The organism is Ruegeria lacuscaerulensis (assembly GCF_013033355.1).
Lineage (GTDB): Bacteria > Pseudomonadota > Alphaproteobacteria > Rhodobacterales > Rhodobacteraceae > Ruegeria > Ruegeria lacuscaerulensis_A.
This window is the reverse complement of sequence record NZ_WQDY01000012.1, coordinates 31,477-47,529: the sequence shown is the minus strand read 5'-3', so window position 1 is coordinate 47,529 and position 16,053 is coordinate 31,477. Positions and strand designations below refer to the sequence as shown.

Annotated in this window: 17 protein-coding genes; 12 read left to right on the top strand and 5 right to left on the bottom strand. The window is 58.3% G+C overall.

All coding sequences use genetic code 11. The features are described 5' to 3' along the window. Nucleotide 1 precedes the first annotated feature (1 nt). Nucleotides 2–733 (bottom strand): TVP38/TMEM64 family protein, encoded by a 732-nt coding sequence (locus GOW48_RS18445; protein ID WP_170356702.1) that lies wholly within the window; start codon nucleotides 731–733, stop codon nucleotides 2–4. A 296-nt stretch (nucleotides 734–1,029) separates the two neighbouring features. On the opposite strand from GOW48_RS18445, the gene rpmH reads away from it, so the two are divergent. The 12 genes from rpmH to GOW48_RS18385 all read left to right on the top strand — a co-directional run bounded on the left by rpmH (nucleotide 1,030) and on the right by GOW48_RS18385 (nucleotide 11,507). Further along, nucleotides 1,030–1,164 (top strand): 50S ribosomal protein L34, encoded by a 135-nt coding sequence (gene rpmH / locus GOW48_RS18440; protein WP_005980833.1) that lies wholly within the window; start codon nucleotides 1,030–1,032, stop codon nucleotides 1,162–1,164. A gap of 26 nt (nucleotides 1,165–1,190) precedes the next feature. Continuing rightward, nucleotides 1,191–1,613 carry a ribonuclease P protein component gene (gene rnpA / locus GOW48_RS18435; protein WP_170755597.1) on the top strand — a complete coding sequence of 141 codons (423 nt, stop codon included), beginning with the start codon at nucleotides 1,191–1,193 and terminating at the stop codon, nucleotides 1,611–1,613. Continuing rightward, the gene (gene yidD / locus GOW48_RS18430; protein ID WP_170356651.1) at nucleotides 1,610–1,846 is read left to right on the top strand and encodes a membrane protein insertion efficiency factor YidD; all 237 of its coding nucleotides are present in this window, start codon (nucleotides 1,610–1,612) and stop codon (nucleotides 1,844–1,846) included. Before rnpA ends, yidD begins: the two co-directional genes overlap by 4 nt. A gap of 31 nt (nucleotides 1,847–1,877) precedes the next feature. Then, the gene (locus GOW48_RS18425) at nucleotides 1,878–3,494 is read left to right on the top strand and encodes an acyl-CoA dehydrogenase family protein (protein ID WP_170755596.1); all 1,617 of its coding nucleotides are present in this window, start codon (nucleotides 1,878–1,880) and stop codon (nucleotides 3,492–3,494) included. 44 nt (nucleotides 3,495–3,538) lie between these two features. Then, on the top strand, nucleotides 3,539–4,432 hold the full coding sequence (gene ttcA, locus GOW48_RS18420) for a tRNA 2-thiocytidine(32) synthetase TtcA (protein ID WP_170755595.1): 894 nt from the start codon (nucleotides 3,539–3,541) through the stop codon (nucleotides 4,430–4,432). A gap of 70 nt (nucleotides 4,433–4,502) precedes the next feature. Further along, the gene (locus GOW48_RS18415) at nucleotides 4,503–6,044 is read left to right on the top strand and encodes a putative bifunctional diguanylate cyclase/phosphodiesterase (protein WP_170755594.1); all 1,542 of its coding nucleotides are present in this window, start codon (nucleotides 4,503–4,505) and stop codon (nucleotides 6,042–6,044) included. A gap of 123 nt (nucleotides 6,045–6,167) precedes the next feature. Beyond that, nucleotides 6,168–7,997: a membrane protein insertase YidC gene (yidC, locus tag GOW48_RS18410; RefSeq protein WP_170356655.1), complete on the top strand. Its 1,830-nt coding sequence runs from the start codon at nucleotides 6,168–6,170 to the stop codon at nucleotides 7,995–7,997. Further along, nucleotides 7,994–8,731, top strand: a complete 738-nt coding sequence (locus tag GOW48_RS18405) for an MOSC domain-containing protein (protein WP_170755593.1) — start codon at nucleotides 7,994–7,996, stop codon at nucleotides 8,729–8,731. The genes yidC and GOW48_RS18405 overlap by 4 nt, the downstream gene beginning before the upstream one ends. Further along, nucleotides 8,728–9,381 carry a ribosome biogenesis GTP-binding protein YihA/YsxC gene (yihA, locus tag GOW48_RS18400; RefSeq protein WP_170356657.1) on the top strand — a complete coding sequence of 218 codons (654 nt, stop codon included), beginning with the start codon at nucleotides 8,728–8,730 and terminating at the stop codon, nucleotides 9,379–9,381. The genes GOW48_RS18405 and yihA overlap by 4 nt, the downstream gene beginning before the upstream one ends. Before the next feature lie 60 nt (nucleotides 9,382–9,441). Further along, nucleotides 9,442–10,305: an acetylglutamate kinase gene (argB, locus tag GOW48_RS18395; protein WP_170755592.1), complete on the top strand. Its 864-nt coding sequence runs from the start codon at nucleotides 9,442–9,444 to the stop codon at nucleotides 10,303–10,305. Nucleotides 10,306–10,326: 21 nt separating this feature from the next. Beyond that, nucleotides 10,327–11,013 (top strand): ferredoxin, encoded by a 687-nt coding sequence (locus tag GOW48_RS18390; RefSeq protein WP_170755591.1) that lies wholly within the window; start codon nucleotides 10,327–10,329, stop codon nucleotides 11,011–11,013. Continuing rightward, nucleotides 11,010–11,507: a SixA phosphatase family protein gene (locus GOW48_RS18385; RefSeq protein ID WP_170755590.1), complete on the top strand. Its 498-nt coding sequence runs from the start codon at nucleotides 11,010–11,012 to the stop codon at nucleotides 11,505–11,507. Before GOW48_RS18390 ends, GOW48_RS18385 begins: the two co-directional genes overlap by 4 nt. A 46-nt stretch (nucleotides 11,508–11,553) precedes the next feature. On the opposite strand, the gene GOW48_RS18380 is transcribed toward GOW48_RS18385, so the two are convergent. The 4 genes from GOW48_RS18380 to GOW48_RS18365 all read right to left on the bottom strand — a co-directional run bounded on the left by GOW48_RS18380 (nucleotide 11,554) and on the right by GOW48_RS18365 (nucleotide 16,034). Beyond that, nucleotides 11,554–12,345, bottom strand: a complete 792-nt coding sequence (locus GOW48_RS18380) for an amino acid ABC transporter ATP-binding protein (protein ID WP_269149621.1) — start codon at nucleotides 12,343–12,345, stop codon at nucleotides 11,554–11,556. Between the two features lie 12 nt (nucleotides 12,346–12,357). Beyond that, nucleotides 12,358–13,656 (bottom strand): amino acid ABC transporter permease, encoded by a 1,299-nt coding sequence (locus GOW48_RS18375; RefSeq protein WP_170755589.1) that lies wholly within the window; start codon nucleotides 13,654–13,656, stop codon nucleotides 12,358–12,360. A 2-nt stretch (nucleotides 13,657–13,658) separates the two neighbouring features. Continuing rightward, a complete protein-coding gene (locus tag GOW48_RS18370) occupies nucleotides 13,659–14,891 on the bottom strand; it encodes an amino acid ABC transporter permease (RefSeq protein WP_170356662.1) in 1,233 nt (410 codons plus the stop codon). A gap of 126 nt (nucleotides 14,892–15,017) precedes the next feature. Beyond that, nucleotides 15,018–16,034 (bottom strand): amino acid ABC transporter substrate-binding protein, encoded by a 1,017-nt coding sequence (locus tag GOW48_RS18365; protein ID WP_170356663.1) that lies wholly within the window; start codon nucleotides 16,032–16,034, stop codon nucleotides 15,018–15,020. Between the last annotated feature and the right edge of the window lie 19 nt (nucleotides 16,035–16,053).

The following is a 16,053-nucleotide window of genomic DNA, read 5'->3' as shown; positions in this document are numbered from 1 at the left end:
ATCAGGCGTCCTTTTTGCCGCGCACAGCTTTGATAACGATGGGCAATGCCGCCAATACACACAAGCCAATGATAGGCCCAATCACGAACGGCTCCCACAACAAGGACACATCCGGTGTTTCGCCCCGATCGAACACACCACCCAGGCCAACGCCGATCCAAGTATAGACGATACCGCCCGGAATAATGCCCAGCGCGGTGGTAAACAGGAAGTTACGGAACTTCACCCCCACCAGTGCCGGCACCAGATTTGCAACAAAGAAAGGCACCACCGGTACAAGGCGCAACAGGAACAGGACCGAGATTTCGTTCTCGCGAAGCCCGTCCTTCAGCTTTTTGACCGTTCCTTCCGAGGATTCCAGTTTCGCTGTCAGAGACTCTCCTAACCCCCAGCGCGCCGCCAGAAAGATCGCCGATGCGCCGATGGTGGCCGCGAAAACGTTGAACACGGTACCCGCAAACAGGCCAAACAGGAACCCGCCTGTCATCGAAGCCACGGCGGCACCGGGCAATGAGAATGCGACGATCACGATATAGATCGCCACGAATGCACCTGCCATGGCCCAATAATTCGCATCCCGCCACGCCAGCAGGGACTCGCGATTGTCGCGCAGGGTCTCAAAGGTCAGGTAGTCGCCCAAAGTGAAGAACCCCGCCACGGCTACGGCAAGAATCACCAACAATGGAATATGGCGCGCAAGCCCGCTACGGGGGGCCTGAGTTGTATCGCTCATGTCTGTGTCCGGTTTTGTGCGTTTCATCTACGCTCAACATGCGACGTCGCGCAGCGCTGCAACAGGGGCCTCACGCCGCCTTGATGTTTACGGTAGGGAATGTGAGGGTTTCAGGCGGCAAAACCGTCAAATTGAAACTTTTCAACTGTGGCGGTTACAGAATTGTTGCAAAAGGCGGCAAAACCCCCACCTAGGGGTTTGACTTACCCCCCGCCACCCAGTAGAGGACGGGCTTCGAACACTAGGGCAAGGCGAATCTGCGCCGCACCCGACCGCTATAGATTGGAGACGGAGCGATGAAACGCACCTATCAGCCTTCGAACCTGGTTCGCAAACGCCGCCACGGTTTCCGCGCGCGCATGGCCACCAAGGCCGGCCGCAAAATCCTGAACGCACGTCGCGCACGCGGCCGCAAGTCGTTGAGCGCGTAAGCCGCTCGACCCTTCAGGTTATGAACATGACGCCGCCGGAGGCCCCTGAGGATGGTTCACACCAACCCAGCAAGCCTCCGGCGGCGTCCGTTTGTGTGTCTGAACCTTTGATCATCCTCAAAAAGCGATCCGATTTCCTGAAGGCCGCCCGCGCGCGGCGGCAGGGGACGTCGTCGATGATGGTGCAGGCCCGTAAACGCGCCCCGGACGAAGCATCGGGGATTCGCGTAGGCTTTACCTGTTCTAAGAAAGTCGGAAATGCCGTCGCCCGCAATCGCGCCAAACGCCGTCTACGCGAGGCTGCGCGCGCCGTTCTGCCGGTTCAGGGTCACGACGGCTGGGATTACGTCCTGATTGGCCGGGCCGAGGTCACGGCGGATCGCGCCTTTGAGGCGCTGCTGGGCGATCTGCGCTATGCGCTGCGCAAAATCCATAGTGAACGGAAATGACCCTGCTGGCGCGTGTCTTTGCCCTGCCCGTCAAGGCATACCGTCTGATCTTCAGCCCTTGGGTCGGGCATAATTGCCGCTATCAACCCACCTGTTCTGCCTATGCGTTGGAGGCGTTGGAAAAGCACGGCGCCATCAAGGGCGCATGGCTGACCGCGCGCCGCATTGGCCGATGCCATCCGTGGGGTGGCACGGGCTATGACCCGGTGCCCGACGATACCGACGAGGGTTGACCGCGCGCGACCCCGGCCTGACACTCGGCCCATGACCACACGCGCCCGCGACACCCTGCCGACACATGACGTTCTGAACCAACCGCCCGAGCGCGGCGATATCGACCTCTGGACTTCGGACCCGGTACTGCAAGGGTGCGTGAACCGCGCGAAGGGGCGCGTTGACCCGCTGGCGGCCTATGGGCGTGCTCTGGGAACAGCCCAAACCCAAGAGGCCGCGCGCGATGCGAACCGGAATGCCCCGGAACTACGCCTGTTCGATACCGGAGGGCGGCGGTTGGACGAAGTGCGGTTTCACCCCGCCTATCACCAGTTGATACTGCTGAGCCAAAGCGCCGGATACGCCGCGCTGCCGTGGGATAGTCAGCCCGGCGGTCATGCAACCCATGCTGCAATGGTCTATATGGCCAGCCAGATCGAGCCCGGCCACTGCTGCCCTCTGACAATGACCTATGCGGCGGTGCCTGTGTTAAAAGCCGACGCCAATATTGCCCAGCGCTGGGTGCCCAAACTGACCGCGCATACTTACGATCCTGCAATCCAGCCCATAGCGCAGAAACACGGCGCCACGCTGGGCATGGCGATGACCGAAAAACAGGGAGGCTCAGACATCCGCGCCAATACCACCACGGCCGTACGGGACGGTGATCAGTGGCGCTTGCGCGGGCATAAATGGTTCTGCTCGGCCCCGATGTCGGATGGGTTCCTGACGCTGGCGCAGGCCCCGGGCGGGCTGACTTGTTTCCTTGTGCCACGCTGGCTGGAGGGCGAGCGCAACGCCATCCATCTGATGCGCCTGAAAGACAAGCTGGGCAATCGCGCCAACGCCTCGGCCGAGATCGAATATCACGACGCTCTGGCCTATCAGCTGGGAGACGAGGGCGCGGGCATTCGCACGATCCTCGAGATGGTGCATCACACACGGCTTGATACCGCGATGGCCCCCGCCGGGCTGATGCGCGCGGCCCTGTCCTCGGCGCATCACTGGGTCTGTCACCGCAGTGCCTTTCAACGCCGCCTGATCGACCAACCCCTGATGTGCGCCGTTCTGAGTGATCTGATTCTGGATTGGGAGGGCGCGCTGACCCTCGGGATGCGCGTCGCACAGGCCTTTGACGGGCAAACCCCCGAGAACCGCGCCTTTGCCCGCATCAGCGTGGCGCTGGCCAAGTTCCTCAACAACAAACGCTGTCCCGTGGTCGTAGTCGAAGCGATGGAGGTTCTGGGCGGCATGGGGTACGTCGAAGATACGCCCCTTCCCCTTCTCTACCGCGAGGCACCCCTGAATGGCATTTGGGAGGGGTCGGGCAATGTGATCTGCCTTGATATCCTGCGAACGCTGGCGCGCGAGCCTTTGGCCTCCGAGGTTTTGCAGGCCGAACTGGAGATCGCGCGCGGCACAGACCGCGCTTATGACGCGGCACTGCAAGCCTATCGCGCCCAATGGCCCGGCCTGCCCTCTGAACCCGAGGCGCGCTGGTTTGCTGAACGCACCGCTCTGTTGCTGACGGCTTCGCTCCTGTTGCGCAACGCCCCATCCGCCGTGGCCGACGGGTTCATCGCGACGCGCCTGACAGGCGACAACGGGCGGGTGCCCGGATCGGTCCGGGGGCTAGACACAGATGCCTTGCTCGCACGGCTGGGCTAAGCGTCACCCTTGCCCGGTTGCGCCAACTATTGTAGGGGCTGCGCATGTTTGACGAAGCTGACGATATCCACCCGCTCTTTGCCGGCGCGCCCTCGACCACCGAGTTCAAGAAGCTGCGCAAGCGCATCGTGCGCCAGACCCGCGAAGCCATCGAACACTACGGGATGGTGGACCCGTCGGCCCATGACAAAGACGGCAAGCCTCCACGCTGGTTGGTCTGTCTGTCGGGCGGCAAGGACAGCTACACCCTGCTGGCAGTGCTGTATGAGCTGAAATGGCGGGGCCTTCTGCCCGTCGATCTGCTGGCCTGCAATCTGGATCAAGGCCAACCCGGCTTTCCCGCCACCGTCCTGCCCGAGTTTCTGGACCGGATGGGCGTACCCCACCGGATCGAATATCAAGACACCTATTCTGTCGTGATGGACAAGGTACCACAGGGCCGCACCTATTGTGCACTTTGCTCGCGTCTGCGCCGTGGCAATCTCTATCGTATTGCGCGTGAGGAAGGCTGTTCCGCCGTCGTTTTGGGGCACCACCGCGACGACATCCTCGAGACGTTCTTCATGAACCTGTTCCACGGCGGACGTCTGGCCACGATGCCGCCGAAACTGGTGAATGAAGAAGGTGACCTGTTCGTCTTCCGCCCTCTGGCACATGTGGCCGAAGCCGATTGCGAGAAATTCGCCAACGCAATGAGCTACCCAATCATCCCCTGCGATCTGTGCGGCAGTCAGGACGGGTTGCAGCGTCAGCAGGTGAAACAGATTATCGACCAGTGGGAAAAGAACAGCCCCGGTCGGCGACAAGTGATGTTCCGCGCTCTGACAAACGCGCGGCCGTCTCATCTTTTGGACCCAAAATTGTTTGATTTCGCAGGGCTTTCTTTAGAACCCGGCGAAAAAGGCAAAATTGCTGACGAAATTCCACATCTGCGTTAACGTCTGAATCAGATTGCTTTTCTAGGGTTGACCACAGCGTGCGACGCCCAAGAAAAAGGCCCGTAATCTGATGTGGAAAAATATCTCTGTCAGCAGAGTTCTGAATGTCCTGACAACCGTACTCAGCGGCCCTCAGGCCTTGGCTTTCATCCCTGCGATCAGCCTCGCTGCCTTCTGGATCGGCGGGGAACGCGCCCTGGTCATCGTGGCCCTGTCCCTACCGGTTCTAGTAGCAATCATCCTGACGGCTGCAGATACTGCTAAGTCACACGCAGACCGAAGCGAAGCCAACGGCCTTAAATCTATTGGCAGTTTCGCCTCGGAAATCGAGGGGTTCTATCAAACGGCGCGCAATGTCCGCGAAGAATCCGCCTGCCTGATCGTCGCTTTGGACAACTTCGACGAGTTTATTGATCTGCACGGGAATGCGGCGGCCAACCATATGGCAGAACAATTCTGTGCCCGCGTTTTATCTGCCATCCGTGCGCAGGATGTTGCCACGCAGCTGGACCCGCACAAGATTGCCATCGGGTTGCGGCCGTCAAAGCACCTTGACCTTGAGGCTTGCATTCAGATGTCCGGTCGTATCCAATCTGCCATTGAAGAGCCCTTGACCCTCAATGGTTCTGGAATCTACGTCTCATGCTCGATCGGGTTCAGCTTGCTAACCTATTTACGCGACGACGGATTCGAAACTTGGATCGACGCAGCCTCATCCGCGCTGGAAGAGGCGCAAAGAAATGGGCCCTCGACCATACGCGCTTATTCCAACGAAACGCGTCGTCGATCGCGCATTCGTGCAAATTTACGTAAAGAGTTCGACGCGGCTCTGGACAGCGGAGAAATCCGTCCATGGTTCCAACCGCAAGTCTCGACCGATACGGGACGCGTGACCGGATTCGAGGCGCTGGCCCGGTGGGAGCATCCGCAAAAGGGCGTGCTGGGTCCGAATATCTTCTTACCCTTCGCTGAGCAGGCCGAGCTGATGGAACGGTTTGGTCAGGCCATGCGCCACCACGCGTTCACAGCGATGCAAAAATGGGATCGCGCCGGGGTTATAGTGCCGCGGATCGGGATCAACTTTTCATCGGACGAGTTACGGGATCCTACACTCATTGATCGGCTAAAATGGGAGTTGGATCAGAATGATCTGACCCCGGACAGATTGGCCGTCGAAGTGCTTGAGACAGTGTTTTCTCGCAGACCGGATGACGTGATCACCCGCAACGTGACAAGTATGTCAAAGCTGGGCTGTTGCATTGACCTTGACGATTTCGGTACAGGTCATGCCTCGATCGCGTCGATCAAACGTTTTGACGTCTCGCGCATCAAGATTGATCGTTCTTTCGTGACAAAGGCGGACAAGGACGCCAGCCAGCAGCAAATGGTCAGTGCCATTCTCACAATGGCGGAACGGCTGAATTTGGAAACTCTGGCTGAAGGTGTGGAAACTCCGGGAGAGCATGCATTGATGGCCCAGTTGGGATGCGATCACGTTCAGGGTTTTGGGATCGGAAAACCCATGCCATTCGAAAAAACGCTGGACTGGATCGCAGCGCATCAGAACAAGGTGAATGGAGTTCCCAAGATAGGGCGGCAAACTGGCTCTTGATCGGCCAATTCCGCATGAAAAACCCAATCCGCGACGGTTTGACGGGCGAATCCGCTTGACCTTTGGGGCTGCACTCTGTTGAACCCACCGGGTGTGTTTCACTGCTTAAGGTGGCTGTCCCAGATGGACGATCAGAATAAGAATCTCATCCTCGCAACCGCGCTCAGCTTTCTCGTGATCCTTGTTTGGTTCGTGCTGTTCCCACCGCCGGAACAAACCGCGCTGCCCGATCAGGCTGAAATCAGCGCCACCGACGCGACCGAGGTTCAGACGCCCAGCGCCACAAACGCCGGCACGACCGGTGAGGCGACAGCTGCTGCAGAAGAAACGCTGCCCGATGCCGAAGCACCACGCATTGTGATCGACACACCTCGTCTGGAGGGCAGCCTCTCCCTGTCAGGTGGCCGCATCGATGAGCTATTCCTGAAGGATTACAAAGTCTCGATCGAAGAAGGCGCGCCGATTGTGGAACTGCTGTCCCCGGTCGGATCGGAATCGGCCTATTATGCGCTGTACGGCTGGGCACCTGGCGCAGGTGTTGCAGGCACCGATGTCCCGGGCCCGAACACGTTGTGGACTTTGGAAAGCGGTGAGACGTTGGGCGTCGACACGCCGGTCACGCTGAAATGGGACAATGGCAACGGCCTGACCTTCCGCCGCACAATCTCGGTGGACGAAAACTATATGTTCGACGTCACCCAATCGGTGGAAAACAACACGCAGGCCGAGGTGGGCATGGCCCCCTATGGCATTCTGGCCCGCCACGGCATCGGTGAAGACGGTGACCTGCCCGACCTGAAGAATTTCTTCATCCTCCACGAAGGGGTCATGGTTATGGCCGACGGCGTGCTGGACGAGATCGACTATGGCGACGTCCGCGACTTTGACATCGACCCGAACGAACGCGCTCAGGCCGAGGTGTTTCAGGTCAAGGAAGGCGGCTGGGTCGGCTTCACTGATCACTACTGGATGACCACTCTGATCCCCGAAGAAGGTGCGACCTTCAAGGCTGCTGCGAAATACGACGCCCGCCGCAAGATTTATCAGACCGAGACAGTCCTGCCCACACTGACCGTCGCCCCCGGCGCGACAGAAGAAGTGACCACCCAACTGTTCGCAGGCGCGAAGGAATGGGAAACCATCCGTGAGTATCAAGCCGAAGGCGTACAGAAGTTTATCGATAGCATCGACTGGGGCTGGTTCTATTTCCTGACCAAGCCGATCTTCTGGCTGCTGCACAACATCAACGTTCTGATCGGCAACATGGGCTGGTCTATTATCGGCCTGACCCTGATCATCAAGGCGATCCTCTTCCCGCTGGCATTCAAATCCTACGTCTCGATGGCGAAGATGAAAGAACTGCAGCCGCAGATGGAAGCCCTGAAAGAGGCCGCTGGTGACGACCGCCAGAAGATGCAGCAAGGCATGATGGAGCTGTACAAGAAGGAAAAGGTGAACCCCGCCGCAGGTTGTTTGCCGATCCTGATGCAGATTCCGATCTTCTTCTCGCTGTATAAGGTGATCTTTGTCACGATCGAACTGCGTCAGGCCCCGTGGTTTGGACCATTCCAGGACCTCAGCGCGCCCGACCCAACCTCGATACTGAACTTCTTTGGCTGGCTACCGTGGGCCGGTCCGCAGCCCGATACACTGATGGCGCTGATCTTCATCGGTATTCTGCCGCTGTTGCTGGGTGTTTCAATGTGGCTGCAGCAAAAGCTGAACCCGGCACCAACTGACGCGACCCAGGCGATGATCTTTGCGTGGATGCCGTGGGTCTTTATGTTCATGCTTGGCAGCTTTGCCAGTGGCCTGGTGGTCTACTGGATTGCGAACAACACGATTACATTTACCCAGCAATACCTGATCATGCGCAGCCAGGGCTACAAGCCGGACGTGTTCGGAAACATAAAGTCAAGCTTCAAACGAACACCGAAGACGGATGACAAATGACAGGTGAAGTAACCAACCTCTGGCGACATCCGATCAAAAGCCATGGCCGCGAGGCCGTGCAGACCGTCACTTTGAACCCCGGGCAAACCATGCCCGGGGATCGTGTTTGGGCCGTCGCGCACGAAGCGTCGAAAACGGATGGAACCGAATGGGCACCTTGTGTCAATTTCAGCCGCGGTGCCAAAGCACCGTCGCTGATGGCAATCTCGGCCCGTACCAAAGGTGATACGGTCACACTGACCCATCCCGAACGACCCGAGCTGCACTTTCAGCCCGCCACGCAACAAGATGCCTTTCTGGATTGGGTCAAGCCGCTGATGCCTGCGGATCGTGCGGCCTCGGCCCGCATCGTCCGAGTGCCTGGACGAGGGATGACGGACAGCGATTTCCCTTCGATTAGCCTGTGCAACATGGCCACGCATCGCGCGGTCGAGCAGAAGTTGGGGCAAGAACTTTCTCCAGTACGCTGGCGCGGCAATATTTGGTTCGACGGGCTGCCCCTGTGGGAAGAATTCGAATGGCTGGGCCGCGAAGTACAGATCGGGCAGGCTGTGTTGCATGTCCGCGAGCGTATCACCCGATGCCTTGCGACGACTGCCAACCCCGATACAGGTGCGCGTGATGCCGATACTTTGGCGGCGCTCAATACCTGGGATCATCAGGATTTCGGTGTTTACGCCGAGGTGATAAGGGGTGGCGAGGTCAAAACCGGTGACAAGGTTCAACTGCTATGACCACCCTGCCCTTTCCCTTAGCCGAAACACCGGATGAGTTCGCGCAAGAGCGTGGCCGCAAACTGTTTGCCGGCGAATCCGAGTTTGTCAAAGGCGTGGTCGCCATGAACGGCTTACCCGCGCCAGACCGGCTAGAGGTGTGTTTTGCCGGGCGTTCGAATGTGGGCAAGTCCAGCCTGATCAACGCGCTGACCGGCACCAAGGGATTGGCGCGTGCCTCGAACACGCCGGGCCGCACGCAAGAGATCAACTTTTTCACCCAAGGCCCCGAGTTGTATCTGGTCGACCTGCCCGGCTATGGCTATGCCAATGCGCCGGTCAAGGTTGTCGAAAAATGGCAGCGGCTGCTGAAACAATACCTGAGCGGACGTCAAACACTGCGCAGGGCCTTTGTTCTGATCGACTCGCGCCACGGGGTGAAGCCTGTCGATGCCGAGATCATGAAGCTCCTGGACACCAGCGCCGTGACCTTTCAATGCGTGATGACCAAGGCCGACAAGGTCAAAGCCAACGAGCGCGAAAAGGTTCTGGATCAGGTACGCGGAGCGCTGTCGAAACACCCTGCCGCCTTCCCTGAAATCGTGCTGACCTCGTCCGAAAAGGGCGACGGGATTCCCACGCTGCGCTCTATCATTGCGCATCTGGAATAGCTTGCCCCTTGGCAGCACCGGGCAAAGGCCCTAACACGGAATGCCAGAGGGACAGCAGCCATGAAGACAAGAGATATGAACCGGGACTGGATCGCCACCGCAGCCACCTTGAATAGCGCTTTGCCGTATCTGCAGCGTTATGACGATGCCATTGTCGTCATCAAGCTGGGCGGACACGCAATGGGCAGTGACGAGGCGATGGAAAGCTTTGCCCGCGACGTCGTGCTGATGCGTCAGGTCGGTGTGAACCCGGTGGTCGTCCACGGTGGCGGCCCGATGATCAACGCGATGCTGGGCAAGCTGGACATCCAGTCCGAATTTGTAGGCGGCAAGCGTGTCACCGACAAAGCCACCGTCGAAGTGGTCGAGATGGTCCTGTCTGGCCTTGTGAACAAGCGCATCGTCCAAGCAATCAACGATCAGGGCGGAACAGCCGTGGGCCTGTCTGGTAAGGACGCCAATCTGATGGTCTGCGATCAGGCCGATCCGGCTCTTGGCTTTGTAGGCTCTCCGGCGGACATGAACCCGAAAATCCTGCACGACTTGTTTTCGCATGATGTGATCCCAGTGATCGCGCCACTGGGTGCAGGCCGGAACGGAGAGACGCTGAACGTCAATGGCGATACCGCCGCAGGCGCGATTGCCTCGGCGCTGAAAGCTGATCGCCTGTTGCTGCTGACCGATGTTTCGGGCGTCAAGAACGCTGCGGGCGAAGTCGTAACCGAACTGAAGGCCGGTCAGATCCGCGAGATGACCATGGAAGGTACGATCGCAGGCGGTATGATCCCCAAGACTGAAACGGCGCTGGATGCTTTGCACAGCGGCGTACGGGCGGTGGTCATTCTGGACGGTCGCGCGCCCAACGCGGTGCTTTTGGAACTGTTTACCGAACACGGCGCAGGGTCACTGATCCGCCCCGACTGAGCCCCCCACAGCGGAGAAGAGATGACGCGACAAGCCCCCGCATCAGCCTATAAAGCGGCTATCAGCTATGGCTGGGTGGGACGTGTCGCGCATCAGGCCGGTTTAATCACCATGGGCGCGACCCATCCCCGTATCAGCGGAGCCAAGGGACTGGACGGTGGCACTCTGGTTCTGTTGGGCGCGGGGCCAGGCTTTTGGCCGGTCCTGAAAGCGGCCCCGGAATGGAACGGCCCCGATCCTGTCGACCGCTGGTCAACCCGCGTGATTGGACAAATGGCGCTTGATCTGGGGGCTGATGCGCATTTCCCTTTCGGCGGCCCACCTTATGCACCTTTCATCGACTGGGCGCTGAAATCCGGGCGAACCTTCAGCAGCCCGGTGGGCGCGCTGGTGCATGACACCGTGGGTATGATGATCTCATATCGGGGTGCGCTGCATTTCGCACAGGAGTTCGAGATACCCGAGGCGGTAGCACCCTCGCCGTGCACCACCTGTGCCGCGCCCTGCACCTCGACCTGCCCCGTGGGCGCGTTGAACGATCAGGAATTCTATGACGTGGGCGCATGCCATGCGCACCTCTCCACAGACGAGGGCCAAACCTGCATGACGGGAGGCTGCCTTGCACGTCTGTCCTGCCCTGTCAGCGCCGGCGCCAATCGCGACCCCGAGCAGTCCGCCCATCATATGAAAGCGTTCCACCCATCATGAGCCTGACTCTGATCCTTACCCGCCACGCAAAATCCAGTTGGGGCGATACAACGCTCGAGGATCATGACCGCCCCCTGAACAAACGCGGCCGGAAATCTGCACGCGCCATTGGCAGGTGGTTGAATGAACACGGATGGACGCCGGACGAAGTAATCAGCTCTACGGCAATCCGGACGCGTGAAACATGGGATCGCATGGGGCTGCAAGCCGACAGGATTTGCTTTCACCGCGCACTATATCTAGCCGAACCCGAAGACATGCTGATTGAACTGTCGGGCGCGACGCAGCCAACGGTCATGATGCTAGGCCACAACTCGGGCATATGCGAGTTCGCCCGCCGGATCGTTCGTCGTCCCCCAGATCACCCACGTTTCTTGGATTATCCGACATGTGCGACTACCGTGATCCAGTTTAGCATCAAGGATTGGGCAGATATCGACTGGCGAAGTGGGGATGTTATGGGCTTCATCACACCGCGCGAGCTGCTGGAATAGAAAAAGGCGAGGCCAAAGCCCCGCCCTCTCCCAGATTTCAACTGGATCAGTGACCCAAAATCTGACTGAGGAACAGCTTGGTCCGTTCGCTCTGCGGGTTGTTGAAGAACTCTTCGGGTTCGTTCTGTTCCACGATCTGACCGGCATCCATAAAGATCACGCGGTTGGCGACCTGACGGGCAAAGCCCATCTCGTGGGTCACACACAGCATGGTCATGCCTTCCTCGGCCAGTTCGATCATGGTGTCGAGCACCTCTTTGATCATCTCGGGGTCCAGCGCCGATGTCGGTTCATCAAACAACATGATCCGCGGCATCATGCACAAGGACCGCGCAATCGCCACACGCTGCTGCTGACCACCGGACAGCTGACCCGGGTATTTCAGCGCCTGATCGGGGATTTTCACCTTTTCCAGGAAATGCATCGCGCGCTCTTCGGCCTCTTTCTTGGGCGTCTTGCGCACCCAGATCGGGGCCAGCGTGCAGTTTTCCAGAATGGTCAGGTGCGGGAACAGGTTGAAGTGCTGGAACACCATCCCAACCTCGGACCGGATCTTGTCGATGTTTTTCAGGTCATTCGACAGCTCGGTCCCGTCCACGACGATCGTGCCCTGCTGGTGTTCCTCCAGCGCGTTCAGGCAGCGGATCAGGGTGGATTTTCCGGAACCGGAAGGCCCCGCGATCACGATCCGCTCGCCCTGATTGACGGTCAGATTGATGTCGCGCAGCACGTGGAAAGACCCGTACCACTTGTTCATGCCGTTGATTTCGATGGCGACCTCGTCGCTCACCTGCATCTTCGAGCGGTCGATTTCGCGTTCAATTGCAAGTTCAGACATGTGTTGAACTCCTTAACGATGGTCCGTGGCAAGGCGACGCTCGAGCCACTGGGAATATTGAGAAATGCCGTAGCAGACGACAAAGAACAGAAGCGCGGCAAAGCCCAGAAGCTCCCAATAGACGCCGTTCCATTCGGTTGACGCCAGGATGGGCCCCCGGATCATGCCCACCAGATCGAACATCGAAATGACCGAAACCAGTGTGGTATCTTTAAACAGGCCTACGGCCACGTTCACGATACCAGGGATCGAGATCTTCAGAGCCTGCGGCAGGATGATCAGGCGCATCGCCTGCGGGTAATCCAAACCAAGGCTATCTGCTGCCTCGTACTGCCCACGTGGAAGCGCTGCCAGACCGCCCCGGATCACCTCGGCGATATAAGCGGCCGAGAACATGGTGATCATGATCACCACGCGCAGGAACAGGTCGACCGTACTGTCAGGCGGGAAGAAGTAGGCCAGCATCACCGAAGCCACGAACAGCAGCGTGATCAAAGGCACGCCACGGATGAATTCGATGAAGATGACACAGACCCATTTGATCAGCGGCATTGACGACTGACGACCCAGCGCCAGAGCGATCCCAAGCGGCACTGAAAGCGATACGCAGGTCAAACCCAGCATCATGTTCAGCATAAAGCCACCCAGATCACGGCTTGGAACGGCGGTGAGCATAGCACCTTCGTTGGCACCTTCCGGGATCAGAGCCCCACCGATATTCCAAACGATCAGAGCCACCACTATCGCGCCAAAGAACCCAGCGGCAAAGCTGTTACGGCCAAGTTTCTGGAAAACGACACCCGCGGCAACAAAACCAAGCAGCGCCACGATTGGAACCAGAATGCTACCACCCCAAATCAGCCAGAAGGCGATGAAGGGATACAGCGCCGTGAACACCAGAAGTTTGCGCGGCAGGTCAAAGAACAGAACCGGCGCCAGCGCCACCAACATAAGCACAAAGGCCAGATTTGGGCGCCAATAAGCTTCTGCAGGGTATTTGAACCCATAGATCAACTGATGCCAGCGTTCGGTCAGAACTGCAAAGCACGCACCGGTTTTTCCATCCAGAATCTCGCGGCATTGAGCAAGCGAGTCCGCGTTCCACACGCCGTTCAAAATCCATGGCAACGTGTTCTTGAGAAGCACATAGATTAGCAAGATGGATAGAACTGTAAGTATCGTGTTCGTGACGCCCGAGAACAAGTTCTCGCGCAGCCATTTGACAACACCCGTCTGGTTTGCCGGCGGTGGAGAAGGAGGAATAGTTCCTTCAGCCACAAAGGCGATCGGGTTTGTTGTTTGATCAGCCATGCTCAGCGCTCCTTCAACTTGACGGATGCGTTGTAGATATTCATCACCATCGAGATCATCAGAGAGGCTGTCAGATAGAACAGCATCAGCAGCAAGACGCATTCAATCGCACGACCCGTTTGGTTCAACGTGATACCGCCCAGCGTCGCAGTGATGTCCGCGTAACCCACCGCAATCGCCAGAGACGAGTTCTTGGTGATGTTGAGATACTGCGAAATCAGCGGCGGGATGATGACCCGCAAAGCCTGAGGCAAGATGACTAGATTCATGATCCGACCCTGACGCAGACCCAGCGCGGCGGCGGCCTCTGTCTGACCTTTCGATATCGCTTGGATACCCGCCCGGACGTTTTCCGCGATGAAGGCACCGGTGTAGATCGACAATGCGAACCAAAGCGCAATGAGCGGACCACCGACCTTAATTCCTCCGCTGAAGTTAAAGCCTTTCAGCGCCGGGACATCCCAAGTCAATCCCATCAAAACCATCAACAGAGCAAACGGTACCAGCCAAACTGCCAGCTTGACGACCAGGGTTTTGGGCCGTTCGCCGGTTTGCTCTTGCTTCAAAGTGGCACGTTTCTCGATTTCACGAGATCCGAACCAGGATCCGATCAGAACCACGACAACCAGCAGCCAATTCAAGACCGTCGCGCCAAACAAGCCGTTTGTAAATTCTGGGCGGGGAATATAGACGCCACGGTTGGTGAAGGCGAACAAATCAAACAGCATGCTTGAAGTCGGGTTGTCGCCTCGGAAAGCCCGCGGCCCCGGCAAAACCGCCGTCATGATGGTGAAAATGATGATGATCCAGATGAGAACCGGAATATTCCGGAAAATCTCAACATACACAGCCATCAGCTTGGAAACGAGCCAGTTGTTCGACAAACGCAGCACACCTGCGATTACGCCAAACACTGTGGCCGTAATACATGCCAAAAACGCAACCAAAAGGGTGTTCAGAATACCGACGACAGCCGCTCTTCCGTGCGAAGACTGGCTGTCATACTCGATCAGTCGCTGGTTGATGTCATACCCGGCCGGGTCGCCCAGGAATGTGTAGGAGATATTGAGCCCCGCGGCCCGAAGGTTCTGGATCAGGTTATTACCCAGATACCAAATACAAAGCGCAATGACGATTGCCGCAATCACCTGGAAAGTAAGTGAGCGATAGCGGGTATCGTTTATGAGCATAGACAACCGAAAGTCAGCTTTCGGTGGGTCAGTCATAGTCGACATATTATGGGATCCCCGTGCTTTTCGGACGCTTCCTTCCCGGCAGGGTTTTCCCCGCTCCCGAGCAGTCCGTAGCATTCTGTTTTGGAAAAAGGGCGCAGGTTAACCCTGCGCCCTTTTCAATGGATTTTATCGGAACGGCGGCGAGTACAGCAGGCCGCCATCGGTCCACTGTGCGTTCAGACCGCGTGCCAGACCGATTGGAGTTTCTTCGCCGATGTTCTGCGCGAAGACTTCGCCATAGTTGCCGCCCGATTTGATCGCTTTCATAGCCCAGTCGGCATCCAGACCCAGCATCTCGCCCAGAGTACCTTCGGTACCCAGCAGACGGTTCACTTCCGGGTTGTTGGTGCCAGCGGCCATCTCGTCGATGTTGGCTGAGGTCACGCCCAGCTCTTCAGCCGAGATCAGCGCGTTCAGAGTCCAGCGGACAACGTCGCCCCACTCGTGATCGCCATGACGGACCAGCGGGCCCAGCGGCTCTTTCGAGATGATTTCGGGCAGCAGGACGTGCGCCGACGGATCTTCAAATGTGGCGCGGGTTGCGGCCAGACCAGATGCGTCGGTGGTGTAAACGTCACATGCGCCAGCCAGATACTGCTGCTGCGCTTCAGCGTTGGTTTCGATCGGAACCGGCTCGTAGCTGATGTTGTTCGAGCGGAAGAAGTCCGCCAGGTTCAGCTCGGTGGTGGTGCCGGTCTGGATGCAGACGGTTGCGCCGTCCAGTTCCTTGGCCGAGCTGACGCCCAGCGCCTTGGGAACCATGAAGCCCTGACCGTCGTAGTAGTTTACGCCCACGAATTCGAACTTCAGGTCCACGTCGCGGCTGAACGTCCACGTGGTGTTACGGGCCAGCATGTCGATCTCACCCGAGGCCAGCGCAGTAAAGCGGGTTTTACCAGTTGTCGGAACAAACTCGACGGCGCTTGCATCGCCCAGAACGGCTGCTGCGACAGCACGGCAGACCGCAACGTCAAAGCCTTTCCATTCACCATTTGCATCGGGTGCAGCAAAGCCAACCAGACCGGTGGTTACACCGCAGTTCAGCTTACCGCGCGCTTTAACATCATCGACAGTCCCCGCTGTCGCTGCGCCTGCAGCCAGGCCGGCAACGGTCGCCACGCCCAAAATTACGGATTTTTTCATTTTTACCTCTTCCTGATTT

What these genes read in the sequence shown, in the direction of transcription:
- GOW48_RS18390 (WP_170755591.1), top strand. Translation starts at nt 10,327, where the DNA reads ATGACGCGACAAGCCCCCGCATCAGCCTATAAAGCGGCTATCAGCTAT.
- rnpA (WP_170755597.1), top strand. Translation starts at nt 1,191, where the DNA reads ATGACGCCGCCGGAGGCCCCTGAGGATGGTTCACACCAACCCAGCAAG.
- GOW48_RS18370 (WP_170356662.1), bottom strand. Translation starts at nt 14,891, where the DNA reads ATGTCGACTATGACTGACCCACCGAAAGCTGACTTTCGGTTGTCTATG.
- GOW48_RS18385 (WP_170755590.1), top strand. Translation starts at nt 11,010, where the DNA reads ATGAGCCTGACTCTGATCCTTACCCGCCACGCAAAATCCAGTTGGGGC.
- GOW48_RS18415 (WP_170755594.1), top strand. Translation starts at nt 4,503, where the DNA reads ATGTGGAAAAATATCTCTGTCAGCAGAGTTCTGAATGTCCTGACAACC.
- GOW48_RS18445 (WP_170356702.1), bottom strand. Translation starts at nt 733, where the DNA reads ATGAGCGATACAACTCAGGCCCCCCGTAGCGGGCTTGCGCGCCATATT.
- GOW48_RS18425 (WP_170755596.1), top strand. Translation starts at nt 1,878, where the DNA reads ATGACCACACGCGCCCGCGACACCCTGCCGACACATGACGTTCTGAAC.
- GOW48_RS18405 (WP_170755593.1), top strand. Translation starts at nt 7,994, where the DNA reads ATGACAGGTGAAGTAACCAACCTCTGGCGACATCCGATCAAAAGCCAT.
- yidD (WP_170356651.1), top strand. Translation starts at nt 1,610, where the DNA reads ATGACCCTGCTGGCGCGTGTCTTTGCCCTGCCCGTCAAGGCATACCGT.
- GOW48_RS18375 (WP_170755589.1), bottom strand. Translation starts at nt 13,656, where the DNA reads ATGGCTGATCAAACAACAAACCCGATCGCCTTTGTGGCTGAAGGAACT.
- ttcA (WP_170755595.1), top strand. Translation starts at nt 3,539, where the DNA reads ATGTTTGACGAAGCTGACGATATCCACCCGCTCTTTGCCGGCGCGCCC.
- GOW48_RS18365 (WP_170356663.1), bottom strand. Translation starts at nt 16,034, where the DNA reads ATGAAAAAATCCGTAATTTTGGGCGTGGCGACCGTTGCCGGCCTGGCT.
- rpmH (WP_005980833.1), top strand. Translation starts at nt 1,030, where the DNA reads ATGAAACGCACCTATCAGCCTTCGAACCTGGTTCGCAAACGCCGCCAC.
- argB (WP_170755592.1), top strand. Translation starts at nt 9,442, where the DNA reads ATGAAGACAAGAGATATGAACCGGGACTGGATCGCCACCGCAGCCACC.
- yihA (WP_170356657.1), top strand. Translation starts at nt 8,728, where the DNA reads ATGACCACCCTGCCCTTTCCCTTAGCCGAAACACCGGATGAGTTCGCG.
- yidC (WP_170356655.1), top strand. Translation starts at nt 6,168, where the DNA reads ATGGACGATCAGAATAAGAATCTCATCCTCGCAACCGCGCTCAGCTTT.
- GOW48_RS18380 (WP_269149621.1), bottom strand. Translation starts at nt 12,345, where the DNA reads ATGTCTGAACTTGCAATTGAACGCGAAATCGACCGCTCGAAGATGCAG.